The organism is uncultured Albimonas sp., assembly GCF_963977235.1.
In the GTDB taxonomy this organism is placed as follows: Bacteria; Pseudomonadota; Alphaproteobacteria; order Rhodobacterales; family Rhodobacteraceae; genus Albimonas.
On the sequence record NZ_CAXBOD010000001.1, the window covers coordinates 461,570 to 479,708 of the forward strand.

Below are 18,139 nucleotides of genomic sequence, written 5' to 3' on the forward strand. Positions count from 1 at the left end.
GCCGCCTCTCGACTCAAGGTGAGGGCCCAGTGTGTGGCAGGTCGGTCACGGCCCTCGCCGCGGTCGCGCGTCGCCGGCGCGCATCTTCCGGGGCGCGCGGAGATGTTCGGGCGCGCGGAGGTGTTCGACCTTCTCGCTGCGAACCTAACCTTCTCGCCGCGAACCGTCGCGCGCGAGAGAGCGGTTGGTTGAAGCGTGTGCGGAAACCGTTTCCGCCAAGTCCGAGGCATTGATTTCAAGGCGCCGACGACCGCGGGACGCGGCGCCTGCCGCAAGGGCGCCGCAAGAGCGTTGCGAGGGACCGGCCACGGGGGCCGAGCCCGGGTTCGCCGGTCCGGCTGGGAGCGATCTGGGCGAGGGCGGGCGGTGTCCGTCGACAGAGCGAAAGCTCAACCTGTTCAAGCCGTTCCATTATTGGGAACGGGACCGCGACGGAAGGTCGGGGCGCGAACTGCGCCGCGGCTTGACGTCGTTGTTGCTTTGCGGCGCCGAGTCGGGTAACGCTTCTTCAAGTGGATGTATTGGAGGGTGTAATGAAACTCATCGCCACCGCTATCGCTGCGTTCGGCCTGATGGCCGCGCCGCTTGCCGCCCAGGATGCCTCTTCCCAGGTTCCTGAGGTTCAGACCGCCGGTGTTGCGCAGCAGGCGCAGATCGGTCAGGCCCCGCTGCTGGGCATTCCCCCGCTCGTGCTCGGCGTCGTCGGCGCCGCTGTCATCATCGGCGGTGCGGTTGCCCTGTCGAACACGGGCGACGACAACAACTCGACGCCCAACACCCGCTGACTTTCCGCCTTTCCCTTTGGGGGAAGGGAGACGGACAAGCCAACAGGTCGTCGAGCGATCGACCGAAATTCAACGCGACGCCGGAGACGGCGTCGCGTTATTTGTTTGCCGGTCGCAGGTCGCGGCGCCGGCGCGGGCCGCCCGGGCCGATCTCTGCCGGAAAAGACGCGCTCGCTCGCGCGAGCGGGAGAGCATCGAATTGCGGGAAGAGGCGCGCGACGCGTCGCGCGGCGGACGCGAATGAGCGCTCATGGAAGGGCGCAAGGCGCCGACCCTTCGGCTCCGGACAAGGGGGAACGCGCGAGACGCCGCCTGTCGGCGGCCGCCGTCAGCCAACCCGGACCGCGACCAACCTGAGGGCGGCCGTCCGAGAACGCCGCGTCAGGGCGCGAAGGGGGTCAGGATCGAGATCTCGAGCGAGCCGCGCTCGGGGCCGTACCACTGCAGGGAGCGCCACACGAACCCCGTCTCCTCGTCCGCCCAGTAGCGGTTGACGATGGTGCGGTAGGGGCTGCGGCAGGTCTCCTCGACCTCGATGACGTCGAAGGTCACCTCGGCGACGAGGATCCGAGTGGGGCCAATCGCGCGCGGGGCGCACAGGAAGGTGCGCGCGAACGGACGCCCCTCGGCGTCGATGAAGCGCATCACCCGCGTCACCTGACCCGGCCACTCGCGCACCGGGCGCTGCGCCACCAGGAAGTCCTCGGCGGGGTCGGAACGATAGCCGATCCGCTCGTCGCCCAGCCCGTGACCCGACAGCAGCGCGCCGCCCTGCATCGTCAGGCTCTGCTTGGTGGGGTTGTAGTAGGTGACTTTCCCGTCGGGCTTGGCGGCGAAGGCGATGAAGTAGGCCATCGGCGAGTCGCTGATCGAGGCGCCGATCAGCGCGCCGTCGATCTGGTTGATCTCGGCGCGGGTCAGCTGGCGGGGCGGCTCGGCCGGCTCGGACTCGAGGCCGACGGCGCCGGCCAGCGAGTCGAGCGCAAGCCCGCCCAGCTCGCGCACAAGTTCGGTCGAGCTGCCCTGCGGCCCGCAGCCGGCCAGCAGCGCGGCCCCCGCCAGCAGCGCCGCGCCCAGGGACGGCGCCCTTCCCCTCGATCCGCTCGCCCGCGTGCTCATCGCCAGAAATGTCCCCAGTCGGCGCGCAGGTCGCCGCGATCGACCTCCTGCACGATGGGATAGAGCCGGTTGGCCACGTTCAGCCGCGCGCCGCCGTCGCGGGTCAGCGGCCGGATGTTCATGTCGAGGCGCGAACGCGTCTCGTAGGGCAGGCCCCAGGCGAACGGGATGGTCAGGCGGATGCCCTTGTCGAAGCTGCCCTCGCCATACTCGTCGAAGGGCACGTCGGTCAGGGTGAAATAGCCGCCGATCTCCCAGCCGTTGGCGAAGCGCCGGCTCAGCCCGAAGGTGGCGCCCCAGTCGCCGGCCAGATAGCGGCCCGCGTCGACCTGGATCTCCATCCCGTGCCAGCCGGTGTCCCAGTAGACCGAGGCGTGGCCGGTGGCGACGTCGTAGTCCTGGAAGCCGAACAGCATGTCGAAGTCGCGCTGGGCGACGTAGTTCAGCTCGAGCCCCAGGCCCCAGCTCTGCTCGGAGGGCTTCCACAGCACCTCGCCCGAGACGCCGCCGAACATCCGCTCGAGGTAGCCGGCCGAGAGGCGGCCGTAGGTCTCGGGGGTGATCTTGAACAGGTAGTCGCCGGTCAGCCGGTCGATGCCCGGATCGCCCTGCTGGAGATACTTGGCGAAGTTCGAGCGGACCCTGGGAAGCTGCGAGTCGGACTGGCGGGTGATGTCGTCGAAGCCGTTGAGCAGCGACTTGGTGACCGAGCCGCTCAGCGACAGGCCGCGGGCGACGGTCAGCTCGCCCCCCGCGACGATCTGCAGGTCGGCGCGCAGGGGGTTGTCGGGGTCGAACAGGTTCAGCGGCAGAGCCGGCGCCAGGAACCAGCTGAAGGTCGGGTGACGGTCCGCCTCGTACTGGGGCAGGAACGAATTCTCGACCGGCATCGCGCTCAGCACCTCGGCGTCGGCCCAGGAGGTGCGCGCGGCGTCGGGCTCCTCGACCGCGGCCTCGAGGCGGGCGCGGCGCAGCAGCACGGTGGTGGTGGGCAGGTCGTTCTCGACCAGCGTGATCTCGAAGTCCTCGACCGAGGGGGGCAGGGTGTTGGCCATCGCCCGGGCCGTGCGCCCGATCGCCTGCGGGGCGGCGTTGAAATAGGGGTTCTCGACCTCGACCCGGGCGCGGGTCGCCTCGATGTCGGCCGAGCGCAGGTTCACCCGCTCGCCGTCCATCGCCTGGCCCAGCGCCTCGGCCAGCGCCACGCGGTTGGCCGGCTGGTCGGCCCAGGTGGTGTCGTAGCGCCCGACCAGCATGCGCTTGCCGTCCAGATAGCGCCGCCCCGTCTCGCGCAGCAGCACCGAGCACAGCGGCGCGCCGGAGCGGTCGAGGAAGGTCACCCCGTCGACCACGCCCAGTTCGGCGTCGACGTCGAGCGAGTCCTCGACCGGGCAGGTCGCGCCGGGGGGGAGGTCGGTGGGCGCCTGCGCCCAGCGCGCGCCCTCGGTGGCGCCCGAAAGCAGGCTCGCCTCTAGCCCCGCGTCCGAGCCGAGCGCCGGGCCGGGGCCGACGCGCTCGACCACCGGGCCGAGCTCGGCCGAGACGGCGCCGTCGATCGGGGGACGCACGCTCATCGGCACGGGGCCGGGGTCGAGGTCGCGCGGGCCGTTGATCCGCGTGGGGTTCACGCCGATCGAGGCGCGGATGCCGAACTCGGACCCGTACATGGCGTAGGCGCCCAGCGTGAACCAGTCGTTGACGCGATACTCGGCGCCGAAGTTGAAAGGGATCTTTGGATCGAAGTCGCCGTTCACCTGCTCCTGGAAGTAGGCGTCAGTCGAGTATTCGGCCTTCAGGCTGAGTCCGTCGACGAAATCGGGCCGCCATTCGACGCCGGCGAAGGCGCCCATGTCGGGGCCGCGGAAGAACTGGCCGACGTTGACGTTGCCGGTGCCCAGGTCGCGGGTGTCGCGGGTCTTGAAGCGGTCCGAGACGTAGCCGAACGGGTTGTCGAAGTTGCCGGTGCCCGACAGACGGCCCCACCCCAGGCCGCCGGTGACCTGCAGGCCGGGCGCGATCTCCTTGGTGCCGACGAGATATTCGGAGGAGTAGACGCCGGTGCCGAGAAAGTCGCGCAGGCCGATCGCCACCGCGGGGAAGTAGCGGCTTTCGTCCGAGAGCAGGATCTTGATGTCGAAGCTGCGGTCGAACAGGTCGTCGGCGACGAAGAAGTCCTCGATGATCGAGTAGCGGAACGAGGCTTCGACCCGCGGCAGCACCTGGAAGCTCAGGGTGTTGCGCATGAAGCCGCCGAAATAGCTTGTGGTCACGCCCAGTTCGGCGTCGGGCTGCATCCGCGCGCTGGGCATGTCGATCAGGCCGGTCATGCCGTAGAGGTTGCGGGACTCGAGACGCGGGGGCGGAGGCTCCTGCGACAGGGCGAGCCCCGCGGGCGCAACGGCCGCGGCGATCACCACGCAGAACGAGATACGTCTGCGGCATGCAGCCGACGCTGAGATCATCCTGTCGCCCGTTCCAGAGGCCTGGTTGGAAGGCTTCGTCGCCCTTTTTCCAACACCTTGTTGGCACGGGCCCGCCCCGCTGTCGACCGTCCCGCGCAGGGGGACGGTCGGCGTAGGCGCGGCCTGTTGTGCGCGCGCTACGGCGCAGGCCCCCGCAGGGCGAGATCCGGCGCTCCGGTCTGAACGGAGGTTCAGCGGAGCGCGTTCAGCGCCCGCGACGCGAGGCCGCGCCAGGCCTCGCGCGCGCGGCCCCGCGGGGTCTTCACGAAATCCCGCTCGGCGTGCAGCCACTCGAGCACCTTCTCGGGCGGCGCGGGCAGGCGGGAGACGGGGTCCACATAGCGCGGATAGAGGATCAGGGCGCAGGCGGCGAGCGCGTCGATGCTCAGCGTGCGGCCGCGCGACCAGGCGGGATCGAGCGGCGTCTCGGTCAGGCCCCAGCCGGCGTAGAAGGGGCGGCCGAAGGTGGTGACGGGCAGGTCGCGCAGCAGCGCCTCGAACCCCATCAGGGAGGTCATGCACTCGAGCCGGTCGGCCCACTCGAGGCAGGCCTCGGCGGCGCTGTCGACGGCGACCGCGTCGGCGCAGGCGGCAAGCGTCGCCGCGTCCACCGCGCCGGGGCGCAGGCCGGTCAGCACGTCGGGATGGGGCTTGTAGAGGATGAAGGCCTCGGGATGCCGGGCGCGGACCCGGCGCAGCAGCTCGGCGTTTTCCTGCACCTGCGGGGAGCCGAAGCGCAGAGACTGGTCGCCCTCGACCTGGCCGGGCACGAGGATGCGCTGGCGCGGCGTCTCCGGCAGGGGCGCTGAGCGGGCGAGGTTGTACTTGGTGATCCCCAGCTCGATCAGCCGCCGGCGCAGGGCCGAGGCGCGGGCGAGCAGGGCGTCGGGGATCTCGGCCTCACGGGCCAGGGCCTCGAGGTCGGTGGGTCGGGTGGCGTCAAAATACAGGCCCTGGCGGTCGACGGCCAGCGAGCAGGGCGGCGCGTGGCGCAGGCCGAGGCCGACCGAGCGGACGAAGCCGTCCTCGAGGCGGATGACCTCGAGGCCCGCGGCCTCGGCCTCGGTCGCCTCGCGCATCCCCCAGACGGCGAGGCGGGCGCGGGTGGCCGCGGCGACCTGCACGGCGTTGCGCAGGCCGGCGACATGGGCAGGGGGGCCCTCGGGGCCGGTCAGGAACGGGTCGGCGTTGCGGCGTTTCCAGCGCGAGAAGCCCAGCGTGACGGTGCGCCGGTCGTTGCGCTGGGCGGCCGCGCGCAGCAGCGCCAGCGCGTCGAGCGCCTCGACCGCCGGCGCCGACTGGCCGCGCCAGGGGTCGACGAAGCGGACGCGCGACAGCCACGGGTCGGGGTCGGCGGCGCCGGCCAGCGTCAGCCCCAGGCGTCCGCCCAGCGCCGCGCGATGGGCGAGCGCGCCGTGGGAGGCGATGACGCGGTCCAGACGCTCGGGGCAGATCTCGGCGACGCGGCGGACCACGGGCAGGCCGCGGCGGCGGGCGGCGGCCTCGCCCTCGCCGCCGTGGGCGAGGACCACCGCGGCGGCGCCGGGGGCCTCGGAGTCGGCGAGCGAAAGCAGGGTCTCGGCCTGCGCGGCGGAGGCGTCGCGCAGGTCGACCAGCGTCTCGGGGCGCGCGGCGGCGGCGACGGTGGCGGGCCACCAGGTCAGGTCGGCGGCGATGCGCGCGGCAAGCTCGGCGGTCGCAGCGGGCGAGCGGGGGGGCGCCTCGCCCAGTCCCAGCGCCACGGGGGGGTGGCCGGGCAGGGCCGCGGGCAGCAGCCAGGGCAGCGCGGCGCCGGAGACGGGCGCGTCGGACCAGTGCACGAGGCGCGGCGCGCCGCGGCCGCCGGTCAGCGTGCGCAGCGCCCGTCGCAGGCGCACGCGCCCGGAGGCCGAGCCGCGGCCGCCGCCGGCGTGGTCGTCATGCCCCGAAGGGGCGCCGCCGGCGCGGCGGGGACCGGGAGGAGAGGTCCTGGCCATGGCAGGGGCGCCGGTCGCGCTCAGGCGCCGGCCCCGAAGGGCAGCTTGCGGGCGCGAACCCGGGCGAGCGCCTCGGCGCAGATCTCCACGGCGCGGTCGATCTGGGGCTCAGTATGCTCCGAGGTCAGGAAGAAGCGCAGGCGGGCCTGCTTCTCGGGCACTGCGGGGAAGGTGATCGGCAGGGCGTTGAGCCCGGCCCGGAAACAGGCGTCCGACAGCATCGCCGCCCGCGCGCTGTCGCCCACGATCACCGGCATCACCGCCGAGCCCTTGGCCTCTCCGGTGTCGAGGCCGGCGGCCTTGGCCCGCTCCAGCAGGCGGCGGCCGTTGGCCTGCAGGCGGGCCACGCGCTCCGGCTCGGCCTGCAGCACCTCCAGCGAGGCGAGCGCGGCCGCGGCCAGGGGCGCGGCGAGCCCGACCGAGAACACGAAGCCCGCGGCGTTGGCCTTGAGGAACTCGATCAGCGCCGCCGAGCCGCAGATGTAGCCGCCGCAGGAGGAGAAGGTCTTCGAGAGCGTCCCCATCCAGATCTCGACCGAGGCCGGGTCCACCCCCTGCATCTCGGCGATGCCGCGGCCAGTCTCGCCCAGCACGCCGACGGCATGGGCCTCGTCGACCATCAGCCAGGCCTCGTGGCGGTGCTTGAGCTCGACCAGCCGGGGCAGGTCGGGCCAGTCGCCGTCCATGGAATACAGCCCCTCGACCACGATCAGCGCGCGCTCGTAGCGGCCGCGGTTGCGCGAGAGGAAATCGTCGAGCCAGTCGAGGTCATTGTGGGGGAATGTCACCCGGGCGGCGCCGGACAGGCGGGCGCCCTCGGTGATCGAATTGTGGATCCAGGTGTCGGTCAGGATCACGTCCTTGGGCCCCATCAGCGCGCCGATGGTGGTCATGTTGGTGGCGTGGCCCGAGACCATCGTCACGCAATCCTCGGTCCCGTAGAAGGCCGCGAGCCCCTTCTCGAGCTTGGCGTGCAGGTCCCGCTCCCCCGCCACCACGCGGCTGGCCGAGACCGAGACGCCGTAGCGGTCGATCGCGTCCTTGGCCGCGGCGTGGACCCTGGGGTGCCCGTTCAGACCGAGGTAATTGTAGGAGGAGAAGTTCAGCACCTCCCGCCCCTCGATCATGCAGGTGGGGCCGGCGTAGCCTTCCTGTTCGCGGAAGTAGGGCACGCCGATGTCGAGCATCTCGGCCGCCGACTTCTGCAGGCGGATCTGCTTGTGGCCGGGCAGGGCGCCGAAGTCGAAGGCCTTGGGCTGCGGCTTGGGGCCCGGCCGTGCGGCCGGTCGGTCGGAGGGGGTGCGGCGCGAACGGGTCTGGCGCAGCTCCTCGAGCAATGCGGAGCGCCGTGCGGCGCCGAACCGGCCTTCGCCTTCGGACCCGGACATGGATGTCGTTCCTTTCATGGGCCGCCCCGCGCCGCGGCGCAGGGGGGCGGCCGGCGCCTCAGTTCAGGGCGCCGGCCGGGCCGCCTGCGCGGCGCTTCAGCTCTGCGATCGCTTCGGGATCGAGCTCGTCGCCCGTGCCCACATGCCGCTCCAGCAGGCCGTCGAGCACCGCGTCCTCGGGGGCGCCGGCGGCGGCGGCCTCCGCCGGATCGAGGCGCTTGAGCACGCGGGCGGCGATGTCGATCAAGGTGGCGCCGCCGGCGAGGCTCATCAAGGGGATGTCGATGCCCAGTTTCTCCTCGGCGGCCATGCGCAGGTCGACGGCCATCAGGCTGTCGAAGCCCAGCTCGGTCAGCGGCTGGCGGGGATCGATCTCCTCGGCCGGCAGGCGGAGGATGCGCGAGGTCTCGCCGGCCAGCAGCTCGGCGATCTTCTTGAGCGCCTCGGCCTCGGTCATCCCGGCGACCAGGGCGGCGAGGTCGAGGGCGGCCTCGCCCGCCGCGGAGGCGTCGGGCATCTCCATGCGCGCGAACAGCGGCGTGCGGGTGATCGCGAGCTCCCGGGACGCGGAGGCCCAGTCGATCTGGGCGTAGCTCACCGCCGAGGCGTCCTGCGGGTCGGCGGCGGCGAGCGCCATCTCCAGCCCCTGGAACGCCTCGCGCGCGGTGATCGCCGAGGCGCCGAGGCGGTCGGAGAGGATCGCGCCGGTCTTGGCGTCGCGGGTCAGATACCCCGCGTCGGAGATCGCGCCCCAGGCCACCGCAAGGCCGGGGTGGCCCGCGCGCCGACGCTCGGCCATCAGCGCCTCGAGGTAGCAGTTGGCGGCGACATAGGCGGTCTGGCCCGGGTTGCCGACCAGCGTGGTCGCCGAGGAATAGACCACGAAGAGGTCGAGCTTGAGGTCCCGCGTCAGGCGGTCCAGCGTCTCGGCCCCCGCGATCTTGGGGCGCAGGACGGTGCGGATCCGCTCGCCGTCGAGATTGGCGAACAGCGCGTCGTCGAGGGTCATGGCGGTGTGCAGCACGCCGCGCAGGCGGGCGGGGCCGGCCTCGATCTCGTCGATCAGCTCTTTCTGGGCGGTCTCGTCGGCGGCGTCGCAGGCGCGGGTCACGACCTTGGCGCCCATCGCCTCCATCCGGCGGATGGCGGTCTTGGCGGCCTCGGTCACACGGCCGGAGCGGGAGGTGAGCCAGATGTGGCGGGCGCCCCGCTCTACCAGCCAGGCGGCGGTTTCGGCGCCGAAACCGCCCAGCCCGCCAACCACCAGATAGGCGCCCTTGCCGGTGATCCTGGGCGCGCGGGTGCGCGGCGCCTCGACCTTCGGGGGGGCCTTCACCAGGATCTTGCCGATATGGCCGGACTTCTGCATCAGGCGGAAGGCGTCGACCACCTCGGCGCTGTCGAAGACGATGTGCGGCAGCGGGATCAGGTCGCCCCGCTCGAACCCTTCGCCGAGTTGCTCGAACACGCGCACGGCGAGCTCGGGACGGTAGACCAGCAGCTGGTCCGCATCCACGCCGAAGTAGGTCAGATTGCGCCGGAACGGGCGCAGGCCGATCTGGGAGTTGGCGTAGTAGTCGCGCTTGCCCAGTTCGACGAAGCGGCCGAAGGGCTTCAGGCACTCGATCGAGCGCTCCATCGCCTCGCCGAACAGCGAGTTCAGGACCACGTCGACGCCCTCGCCGTCGGTCACGCGCATCACGTCGTCGGCGAAGGTCAGGGAGCGGCTGTCGAAGACATGCGCGGCGCCGAGCTGGCGCAGCAGCTCGCGCTTGGCCGGAGAGCCGGCGGTGGCGATGACCTGCGCGCCGCGGGCGGCGGCGATCTGCAGGGCCGCGAGGCCGACGCCGCCGGCGCCGCCGTGGATCAGCACGGTCTCGCCGCTCGACAGGTTCGACAGTTCCACCAGCCCGTACCAGGCGGTCAGGAAGGTGGTGGGGATGGTCGCGGCCGCCGTCAGGTCGACGCCCTCGGGCAGCGGGGCGACGGCGTTCTCGTGCACGCAGACATGGGTGGCGAAGCAGCTGGGCGCGAAGGCGATCACGCGATCGCCCTCCCGGAAGCGGGCGCAGGCGGGGCCGGTGCGCACCACCACGCCCGAGCATTCCATGCCCAGCGTGGGGCCGGCGAAACCGTCCTCGAGCGCCTCTTCGGGCAGCAGGCCCTGGGCCCACATGATGTCGCGGAAGTTCAGGCCGGCGGCGACCACCTCGATCTCGATCTCGCCCTCGGCGGGGGCGCCGCGGTCCTCGACCCGCCACTCGAGGCTGTCGATCGAGCCCTGCTGGCCCAGCGCCAGGCGGCGCACGCCCATCGCGGGGTTCGCCAGGGTGGCGGCGCGGGCGCGGTCGGCGAGGTCGGAGACGCGCTCGGCCCGCACGCCGGCGCGGCCGGCGAGGTCGTGGACCGTTTCGCGGTCCTCGGCCGGCGAGAGGATCTCGGCGGCGAGGCGGGCGGGCAGGTCGGCGGCCAGGATCTCGGGCGCGAAGTCGCACAGGCGCACGTCGATGTCGGGAAACTCGTTGGCCAGCACGCGGCCGAGGCCCCAGGCGGCGGCCTCGGTCGGGTTCAGCGGACGCAGCGGGCCGGCGGCGACGCCGCCGCGGGTGACCGTCCACAGGCGGGCGACGCGGCCGGGCAGGGCCAGCGCGGTCTTGGCCGACAGCATCCGGGCGTGGGCGGCGGCCAGCGCAGGACCCTCGGCCGCGAGATGGGCGAGCAGCACGATCTCGGCCGCCTCGGACGCCTCCAGCGCGGCCGAGAGCTTGGCCTCGGTCACGGCGGCGGTCTCGCGGCCGGCCTCGGCGAGGCGGGCGACGAGGGCTTCGGCCAGGGCCTTCTCGGCGGCGGCGTGGACCACCAGGATCGGGCCGTCGGCGGTCTCGGCCTCGGCCGGAAGGCGGGCGGGGGCGGTGGCCAGCACCAGGGCCGCCTGCGCCTCCGCGCTCGCCAGGGGGCGGGCGGAGACGTCGAGGAAGCCGGCCTGGGCCAGGGTCTCGGACCACTCGGGCGCCTCGCGCAGGCGTCCGACGGGCAGGGTGGGATCGAGCGTGTCGGACCACCAGGCGGTCTCGTCGCCCTCGATCAGGTCGGCGATCAGGCTGGGCGCCTCCTCGACGGCGACGAGGGCGGCGCCCTCGGCCATCAGGGCCTTGAGATCGGCGAGCGCGGGCGCGCCCAGGCGGCACAGCGCGTCGCCGGCCAGCACCAGGTCGAAGCTGCGGCCGGGCAGGATCTCGTCGAGGGGCAGGTAGTCGATCTTGGCCCGGTCCGGGTCGCCCACCTTGAGCGAGCGGACGTGGCGCGGATCGGGGTCGGTCACCACGCAGGCCGAGACCACGGCGGCGGCCTGCAGCCGGTCGAGCAGGGCCGCGGGCGCCGCGCCGACCACCAGCACGTCGAGGCGACGGTCGGGGCGGGCGTTGGCGACCGTGATCGCGGCCGCCTCCGACAGGGCCGACCAGCGCGCCTCGCCGGCGGGGCCGGAGGCGGCCATGCGCAGCTGGGCCGCGGTGACGGGTCCGTCGGCGCCCTCGGAGGGACCGGCGGCCAGCAGCCGGGGCAGCGCGTCGGGCAGGGCCATCAGGCGCGCGATCTCGACGATGCGGCGGGGCGCCTCGGCGAACAGCGCCTCGACCAGGGCCGAGAGGGGCGGATAGGGCGGGTTGGGATCGAGCAGCGCGCGCCCGTCCTCGGTCCGGCCGACGGCCTCGTCCTCCTCCAGCGCCATCAGCAGACGCTCGAACAGGGGGCGGGCGGTTTCGGCAAGGCGGCCCTCGGCGATCAGCGCCTCGGCGTCGAGCACGGTGGATTCGGTCGCGAGATGGGCCAGCGCGTCGCGGGCGACCCGGCGCGCGGTGGTGTCCAGCAGCAGCGCGCCGGCCGAGAGCTCGGGCGCCTCGTCCACCGCGATCTCGCGCAGCAGGCCGGGGGCGAGCGCGCCCAGGTCCGACTTCGCGCCGCCGGCCGGGGCGATGCGGGCCAGCGCATTGCGATAGGTCAGCTCGGCCGCCGGCTTCACGCGCGAGATCCGCACGCCCTTGAACCGGGCGCCGGTCAGCGTGGCGATGGGCGCGCCGGTGGCGTCGCAGAGCCGGAAGGTGGCCTCGAGCGAGCGCTCCGAGGCGCGGTCGATCTCCACCCAGGCGCCGACGGGGGCGGCGTGGGGCGCGTGCAGGATCAACGAGCCCAGGCGCACCGGCAGGTAGGACATCGAGCCGTCGGCGGACTTCGCCCGCTCTGCGATCAGGGCGAACAGGCCGTGGAAGGCGGCGTCCAGCAGCGCGGGGTGCAGCGCGTGGCGCGTGCAGTCGAGCGCGGGGTGCGCCGCGTCCAGCGTCACGAAGGCGGAGCGGTCGTCCACGATCCGCGCCGAGACGGCGCGGCGGAACACCTCGCCATAGCCGAGCCCGAAGCGGCGGGTCAGCTCATAGAGGCGCTCGGCCCCCACGGTGCGCTCGGCGTCGGGCGCGGGCGGGGCCTTGGGGGCGGGCACGGGGCCGGCGGGCCGGCGTAGGCGGCCGCGGGCGTGCAGGCCGAACTCCTCGCCAGACAGGCGGCGGCGGCTTTCCACGTCCACCACCATGCGGTCGCCCTGGACGGTGGTGCGGAGCTCGTAGCCGGTCCCCTCCTCCATCGCCAGCGGGCGCAGGATGTCGAGGTCGACAAGCTCGATCGGGCCGTCGTCGCGGCCGTCGCCGGCCAGCGCCTCGATCCCGGCGGCGAGCGCCATGTCCACGTAGCCGGCCGCGGGGAACACCACCGCGTCCTCGACCCGGTGATCGCCGAGCCAGGCGGGGGAGCCGGGATCGACCGTGGCGCGCCAGTCGCGGCCGCCGGCGCGCAGGGCCGTGCCCAGCAGCGGATCGCCGCCCACGGCGTCGAGCTGGCGGACCGCCTCGTCGGAGGGGGGCAGGAAGTAGGTCTGCAGCCGCCAGGGATACAGCGGCAGGTCCTGGTCGGGACGGGCGTCGCGGCCGAAGAAGCGGTTCTCGACCAGTTGCGCGCCCTGGGCCACGGCCAGCGCCACCACGCGGCGCATGTCGGCGCGCGGGTCCTTCTCCTCGAGCGTGGTCAGCACGGCGGAGGGGCGCGAGCGGTCGGCGGCGGTGTCGCGGACATAGGTCGACAGGACCGGGCGGGGCCCGATCTCGACGAAGGTCACGCAGTCGGCCTCGAGCAGGGCTTCGAGGCCCTGTCGGAACAGGACCGGCTGGCGGATGTTGGACCACCAGTAGTGCGGGCCCAGCGCCTCGCCGTCGGCGGGGGCGCCGAAGGTGGCCGAGACGAAGTCGCAGCGGGTCTCGGCCGGGCGCAGCCAGTCGAGGTCGCCCAGCAGATCGTCCTTCAGCGCCTCGGCGATGGGGGAGTGGAACGGATACTCCAGCCCCAGCGCCTTGCAGGCGATCTTCTTGCGGCGCGCGAACTTCGCGAAGGCGGCGATCTGGTCCGAGGGGCCCGAGATGGTCACCGAGCGGGGGGAGTTGTCGGCCGCCACCGCGATCTGGTCGAAGCCGCCTTCCTCGATCGCGGCGCGCGTGGCGTCCTCGCCCGCCAGCACGGCGGCCATGGTGCCGCGGTCGCGGATCTTCTCCTGGTTGCGGGAGCGCACGTGGATCAGGCGCACCGCGTCGGGCAGGTCGAAGGCGCCGGCGGCCCAGGCCGCGGCGACCTCGCCGACCGAATGGCCGAGCACGGCGTCGGGCTTCAGGCCCTTCTCGGCCAGGCTCTCGACCGTGGCCACCTGGGTGGCGAAGATCAGCGGCTGGGCGAGGGAGGTGTAGGGCAGACGCTCCTCGAGGTCGTCGGCATGCATCGCCTCGACCAGCGACACGTCGGCGAGCTTCTCGAAGATGGTCGAGACCGCGTCGAAGGTGGCGCGGAAGATCGGGTCGTTGGCATAGGCCGCCCGGCCCATGCCGACATGCTGGGCGCCGTTGCCCGAGAAGACGAAGGCCGTGCGGCCCTCCTTCGACTGGGCGCGGCCGGTGGCGAGCATCGGGGACTTCTCGCCCGCCAGATGCGCGTCGAGCGCGGCGATCTGCTCGTTCCGGTCGCCAGACAGGGCGATCAGGCGATGGGGCAGCCGCTCGCGCTGGTAGGCGGCGGCGTTGGACACGCGCGCGGCCTCGGCCGCCGAGGCGCCGTCGAGGCGGGCGCGGTAGGCGCGGGCGAGCGCGGTCAGCGATTCCTCGGAGCGGGCCGAGAGGATCAGGGGCGCGGGCTCGATCTTGCCGGGCTCGGGGCGGCGCTCCTCGGCCTTGGGCTGGCGCAGGACCACGTGGGCGTTGGCGCCGCCGAAGCCGAAGGAGTTGACGCCGGCGTAAAGCGGCGCGCCCTGCGTCACCAGCGGCATGGCCGAGGCCGCGACCGACAGGTTCCAGTCTTCGAACTTGATGTCGGGGTTGGGCTCGTTGAAGTGCAGCGAGGCGGGGAGCATCCCGTGCTCGAGCGCCAGCTGCGCCTTGAGCAGGCCGACGAGGCCGGAGCCCGCTTCGAGATGGCCGACGTTGGTCTTGGCCGAGCCGATGGGCAACGGATCGGCGCGGCGCTGGCCCAGCGCCTGGCCCAGCGCCCAGGTCTCGATCGGGTCGCCGGCGCGTGTGCCGGTGCCATGCGCCTCGATGAAGGCGAGCTTGGCGGGATTGATGTTGAAGCGCTGGTAGACGTCGTCGAGCAGCGCGCGCTGCTGATCGCCCGAGGGCAGCGACACGCCGGTCGTTCGCCCGTCGGAGTTGATCCCCGCGCCCGAGATCACGCCCAGAACGCGGTCGTTGTTGGCGATCGCGGACTCCAGCGTGCGCAGCACGAAGACCACCGCCCCCTCGGAGCGGACGTAGCCGTCGCCGTTGGCGTCGAACGCCTGGCAGAGGCCGACCTTCGAGAGCATCGTCGCGGCCGAGAAGCCCACGAAGGGGAACGGCGACAGCAGCATGTTCACCGCACCGACGATGGCGGTGTCCACGAGCCCCGCCTGCATGGCGACGAACGCCTCGTGCAGCGCGTAGAGGCCCGAGGAGCAGGCGGTGTCGACGGTGTAGCTGGGCCCGTTGAGGTCGAGGATGTAGCTGACCCGGTTCGAGATCAGCGACAGGGTGTTCCCGGTCATGAACTGGGAATCGATCCCCGCCGGATCGTAGTAGAAGCGGTTGGCGTAGTCGGACGAGGACGCGCCGACGAACACGCCGGTCGTCGCCTTGGGCAGGTCCGAGGCGCGCAGGCCGGATTTCTCCAACGCCTCCCACGTCACCTGAAGCATCAGGCGCTGCTGGGGGTCCATCTGCTCGGCTTCGCGCGGCGAAATGCCGAAGAAGCCCGCATCGAAGTCGAAGGGGGCGTCGAGCTGGCCAGCGGCAAAGGTGTAGCTGCGGCCCGGGCCGCCCGCCGGATTGCGCCAGCGGTCGGTCGCCCAACGGGACGGATCGACCTGTCCGACGGAACAGCGTCCGTCCTTGAGGAGCGACCAGAACCCGTCTGCGTCCGAAGCGCCGGGGAGCCGGCAGCCGTACCCGACGATGGCGATCTCGCCCGGCTTGGTTGATTTAAGCACAGCCTGCCCTCTGCGACCTTAGCGGCGCGCCGGGTGCCTTTTGCCCGGCGTTCTCGATTTTCGGTCCCACTCCCCCCACGTCGTTGCGTGTCGGGACCGTGCCTCGTATCTCGCCGTAGCGGAATTCTCGTTCCGCGGCAACTTGGCCCAACCGCCGCACCGTCCCGTAACGGCTCGGCGATCCTCGGCTTCGATTAACAACCGGTTAAGCATAACTTCCCGAACGTGTCGAAACAACGCTTTGCAACGGAATGTTGCAGGGCTCGGTTAACGCAGCGGCGCGATCCGGCGCAGAACCCAGCCCGCCAGATAGAGCGATCCGCAGATCAGCACCCGCGGCGGAGCGGCCTGGCCCCCCGCCTGCGCATCCGCGCGTGAGGCGGCGCGGGACAGGGCGGCGTCAAAGCCCTCGGCCGGCGCTGCGTCAAGTCCGGCGGCGCGGCCGGCCTGGGCCAGCACCTCGGCCGGCAGGCTGGCGCCCGCGTCGGGAATCGCCAGCGTCTCGACCGAGGCGGCGAGCCCCCGGAAATGCGCCAGGAAGCCGGTGGGATCCTTGGTCTCGAGCATCCCCACGACCAGGCGCAGCGGCGCGGGGCGACGCTCGTTCAGGGCGGCCATGTGCGCGGCCAGCGCCTCGCCGGCCGCGACGTTGTGGCCGCCGTCCAGCCAGATCTCCGAGTCGGGGGGAAGGCCCGGAAGCTGCGCCGGGTCTAGGCGTTGCAGCCGCGCGGGCCACTGCACCCGCTCCAGCGCCGCGGCGCAGGCGGCGTCGGCGACGCCCAGCCGGCGCAGGGCGGCCAGCGCGGCGCCGGCGTTCTCGATCTGGTGGGCGCCGGGCAGCGCGGGCAGGTCGAGGTCGAGCAGCCCGTCCCCGTCCTGATAGACCAGCCGCCCGCGCTCGGACCACGCCTGCCAGTCGCGGTTGGCCACGATCAGGGGGGCGCCGATGGCCTCGGCCCGCGCCTCGATGACCGAGAGCGCGGCGTCGGGCTGGGGGCCGACCACGCAGGGCGCGCCGGGCTTGAGGATGCCGGCCTTCTCGCCTGCGATCTCGGCGATGGTCTCGCCGAGGTATTGCTGGTGGTCGATCGAGATCGGGGTGATCACGGTCAGCGCCGGCCGATCGACCACGTTGGTGGCGTCCAGACGCCCGCCGAGCCCGGTTTCCAGCAGCGTGTGGTCGGCCGGGCGCCGCGCGAAGGCCAGCAGCGCCGCGCAGGTGGTGATCTCGAAGAAGGTGATCGAGGTCCCGCCATTCACCCGCTCGCATTCGTCCAGCAGCGCGGCGAAGTCGGGCTCGGCGATCAGCTCGCCATGCAGGCGGATCCGCTCATGGAAGCGGGCGAGGTGGGGGGAGGTGTAGACGTTGGTGGTCTTCCCCGCCGCCTCCAGCCCCGCGCGGATCATCGCCAGCGTCGAGCCCTTGCCGTTGGTTCCGGCGATGTGCACCACGCCGGGCAGCGACCGCTCGGGGTGGCCGAGCTCATCCAGCAGGCGGTGCATGCGGTCGAGCGTCAGGTCGATGATCTTGGGATGCAGCGTCATCAGACGCTCGAGGATCATGTCCGAGGGCGCGCTTCCGGCCTGGCCGCGGATCGAATCCGCGGTGACGCCGCCCACGCCCGGGGCGACCGGCGCGCCCGGTGGGACGGGACCGTCGATCTCGGCGGGCTGGCGGCTCAAGCTTCGGGGGACCCTGACTTCGCGGCTTCGACGACCTCGGCCGCTTCCTGGGCGGCGGGGGAGGGGGCGGGCAGGTCGCCGTGGACCCGCGGCGTCTCGTTCATCAGCAGGCGGAGCAGGCGGGCGAGCTCGTCGCGCATCTCCCGGCGGTGGATGACGCGGTCGAGCATGCCGTGGTCGAGGAGGTATTCCGCGCGCTGGAAGCCCTCGGGCAGGGTCTCGCGGATGGTCTGCTCGATGACCCGGGGGCCGGCGAAGCAGATCAGGGCGTTGGGCTCGGCGATCTGGATGTCGCCCAGCATGGCGTAGGAGGCGGTGACGCCCCCGGTGGTGGGGTTGGTCAGGACGACGACGTAGGGAAGCCCGGCCTCCTTGACCATCTGCACGGCGACGGTGGTGCGCGGCATCTGCATCAGGGACAGGATCCCCTCCTGCATGCGCGCGCCGCCGGCGGCCGAGAACACCACGAAGGGCGCGCGGCGCTTCACCGCGCGCTCGGCCCCGGCGATCATGGCGTTGCCCACGGCCATGCCCATCGAGCCGCCCATGAACGAGAAGTCCTGCGCCAGCGCCACCACCGGAAGACGGCCGAGGTCGCCCTCGGCCAGCAGCACGGCCTCATGCTCGCCGGTCTTGCGGCGGGCGTCGCGCATCCGGTCGGGATAGCGTTTCTCGTCGCGGAACTGGAGCGGGTCGGCCAGCGGCTCGGGGATGGCGATCTCGTGATAGGTCCCGCCGTCGAACAGCGCCGTGAAGCGGTCGCGCGGGCTGATCAGCATGTGATGCTGGCAGGAGGGACAGACGTAGAGCGCCTCGGCCAGCTCGCGGTGGAACAGCATCGTCCCGCACTCGTCGCACTTGCGCCAGAGGTTGTCCGGCATCTCGCGCTTCGAGGTGAAGAGCGTGTTCAGCGAGTTGATCCGCGGGCGGACGTAGTCGTTGATCCAGTTCATGGCCCGATCCCGTTCTGCATCCGCCCGCCATGCGCGCAGGGGCTGAGCGCATGGGCGGCCGGTCTGGCGGCGAGGTAGCGGCGCAGGGCCCGGATTGCAAGCGGCGCCGGGGCGGGAAGGGCAATCCGGTTGCGCGGGGAAACCGCGCGGGAGCTGGTCGGGGGAGCTGGTTGGGGGGGCTGGTCGGGCGCCTGCGCGAGGGACGACGCGAGCGCGCGATCGGG

The 18,139-nt window shown here is 72.7% G+C and carries 8 protein-coding genes; 1 reads left to right on the plus strand and 7 read right to left on the minus strand.

What is annotated here, in order from left to right:
• Positions 1 to 533: 533 nt before the first annotated feature.
• Positions 534 to 785, plus strand: a complete 252-nt coding sequence (locus tag AAC134_RS02185; protein ID WP_339947396.1) for a hypothetical protein — start codon at positions 534 to 536, stop codon at positions 783 to 785.
• A gap of 381 nt (positions 786 to 1,166) precedes the next feature.
• On the opposite strand, the gene AAC134_RS02190 is transcribed toward AAC134_RS02185, so the two are convergent.
• The 7 genes from AAC134_RS02190 to accD all read right to left on the minus strand — a co-directional run bounded on the left by AAC134_RS02190 (position 1,167) and on the right by accD (position 17,915).
• Positions 1,167 to 1,904 carry a YjbF family lipoprotein gene (locus tag AAC134_RS02190; RefSeq protein WP_339947397.1) on the minus strand — a complete coding sequence of 246 codons (738 nt, stop codon included), beginning with the start codon at positions 1,902 to 1,904 and terminating at the stop codon, positions 1,167 to 1,169.
• Positions 1,901 to 4,366, minus strand: coding sequence for a YjbH domain-containing protein (locus AAC134_RS02195; protein ID WP_339947398.1), 2,466 nt, complete (start codon positions 4,364 to 4,366; stop codon positions 1,901 to 1,903). The genes AAC134_RS02190 and AAC134_RS02195 overlap by 4 nt, the downstream gene beginning before the upstream one ends.
• Before the next feature lie 191 nt (positions 4,367 to 4,557).
• The gene (locus AAC134_RS02200; protein ID WP_339947399.1) at positions 4,558 to 6,342 is read right to left on the minus strand and encodes a hypothetical protein; all 1,785 of its coding nucleotides are present in this window, start codon (positions 6,340 to 6,342) and stop codon (positions 4,558 to 4,560) included.
• 20 nt (positions 6,343 to 6,362) lie between these two features.
• Complete coding sequence (locus AAC134_RS02205) at positions 6,363 to 7,730, minus strand: aminotransferase class I/II-fold pyridoxal phosphate-dependent enzyme (RefSeq protein WP_339947400.1); 1,368 nt, start codon at positions 7,728 to 7,730, stop codon at positions 6,363 to 6,365.
• A 58-nt stretch (positions 7,731 to 7,788) separates the two neighbouring features.
• Positions 7,789 to 15,279: an SDR family NAD(P)-dependent oxidoreductase gene (locus AAC134_RS02210; RefSeq protein ID WP_339947401.1), complete on the minus strand. Its 7,491-nt coding sequence runs from the start codon at positions 15,277 to 15,279 to the stop codon at positions 7,789 to 7,791.
• Positions 15,280 to 15,546: 267 nt separating this feature from the next.
• Complete coding sequence (locus AAC134_RS02215) at positions 15,547 to 16,842, minus strand: folylpolyglutamate synthase/dihydrofolate synthase family protein (RefSeq protein WP_339947441.1); 1,296 nt, start codon at positions 16,840 to 16,842, stop codon at positions 15,547 to 15,549.
• A gap of 116 nt (positions 16,843 to 16,958) precedes the next feature.
• Entirely contained in the window at positions 16,959 to 17,915 is a 957-nt protein-coding gene (accD, locus tag AAC134_RS02220; RefSeq protein ID WP_339947402.1) for an acetyl-CoA carboxylase, carboxyltransferase subunit beta, read from the minus strand.
• Positions 17,916 to 18,139 lie beyond the last annotated feature (224 nt).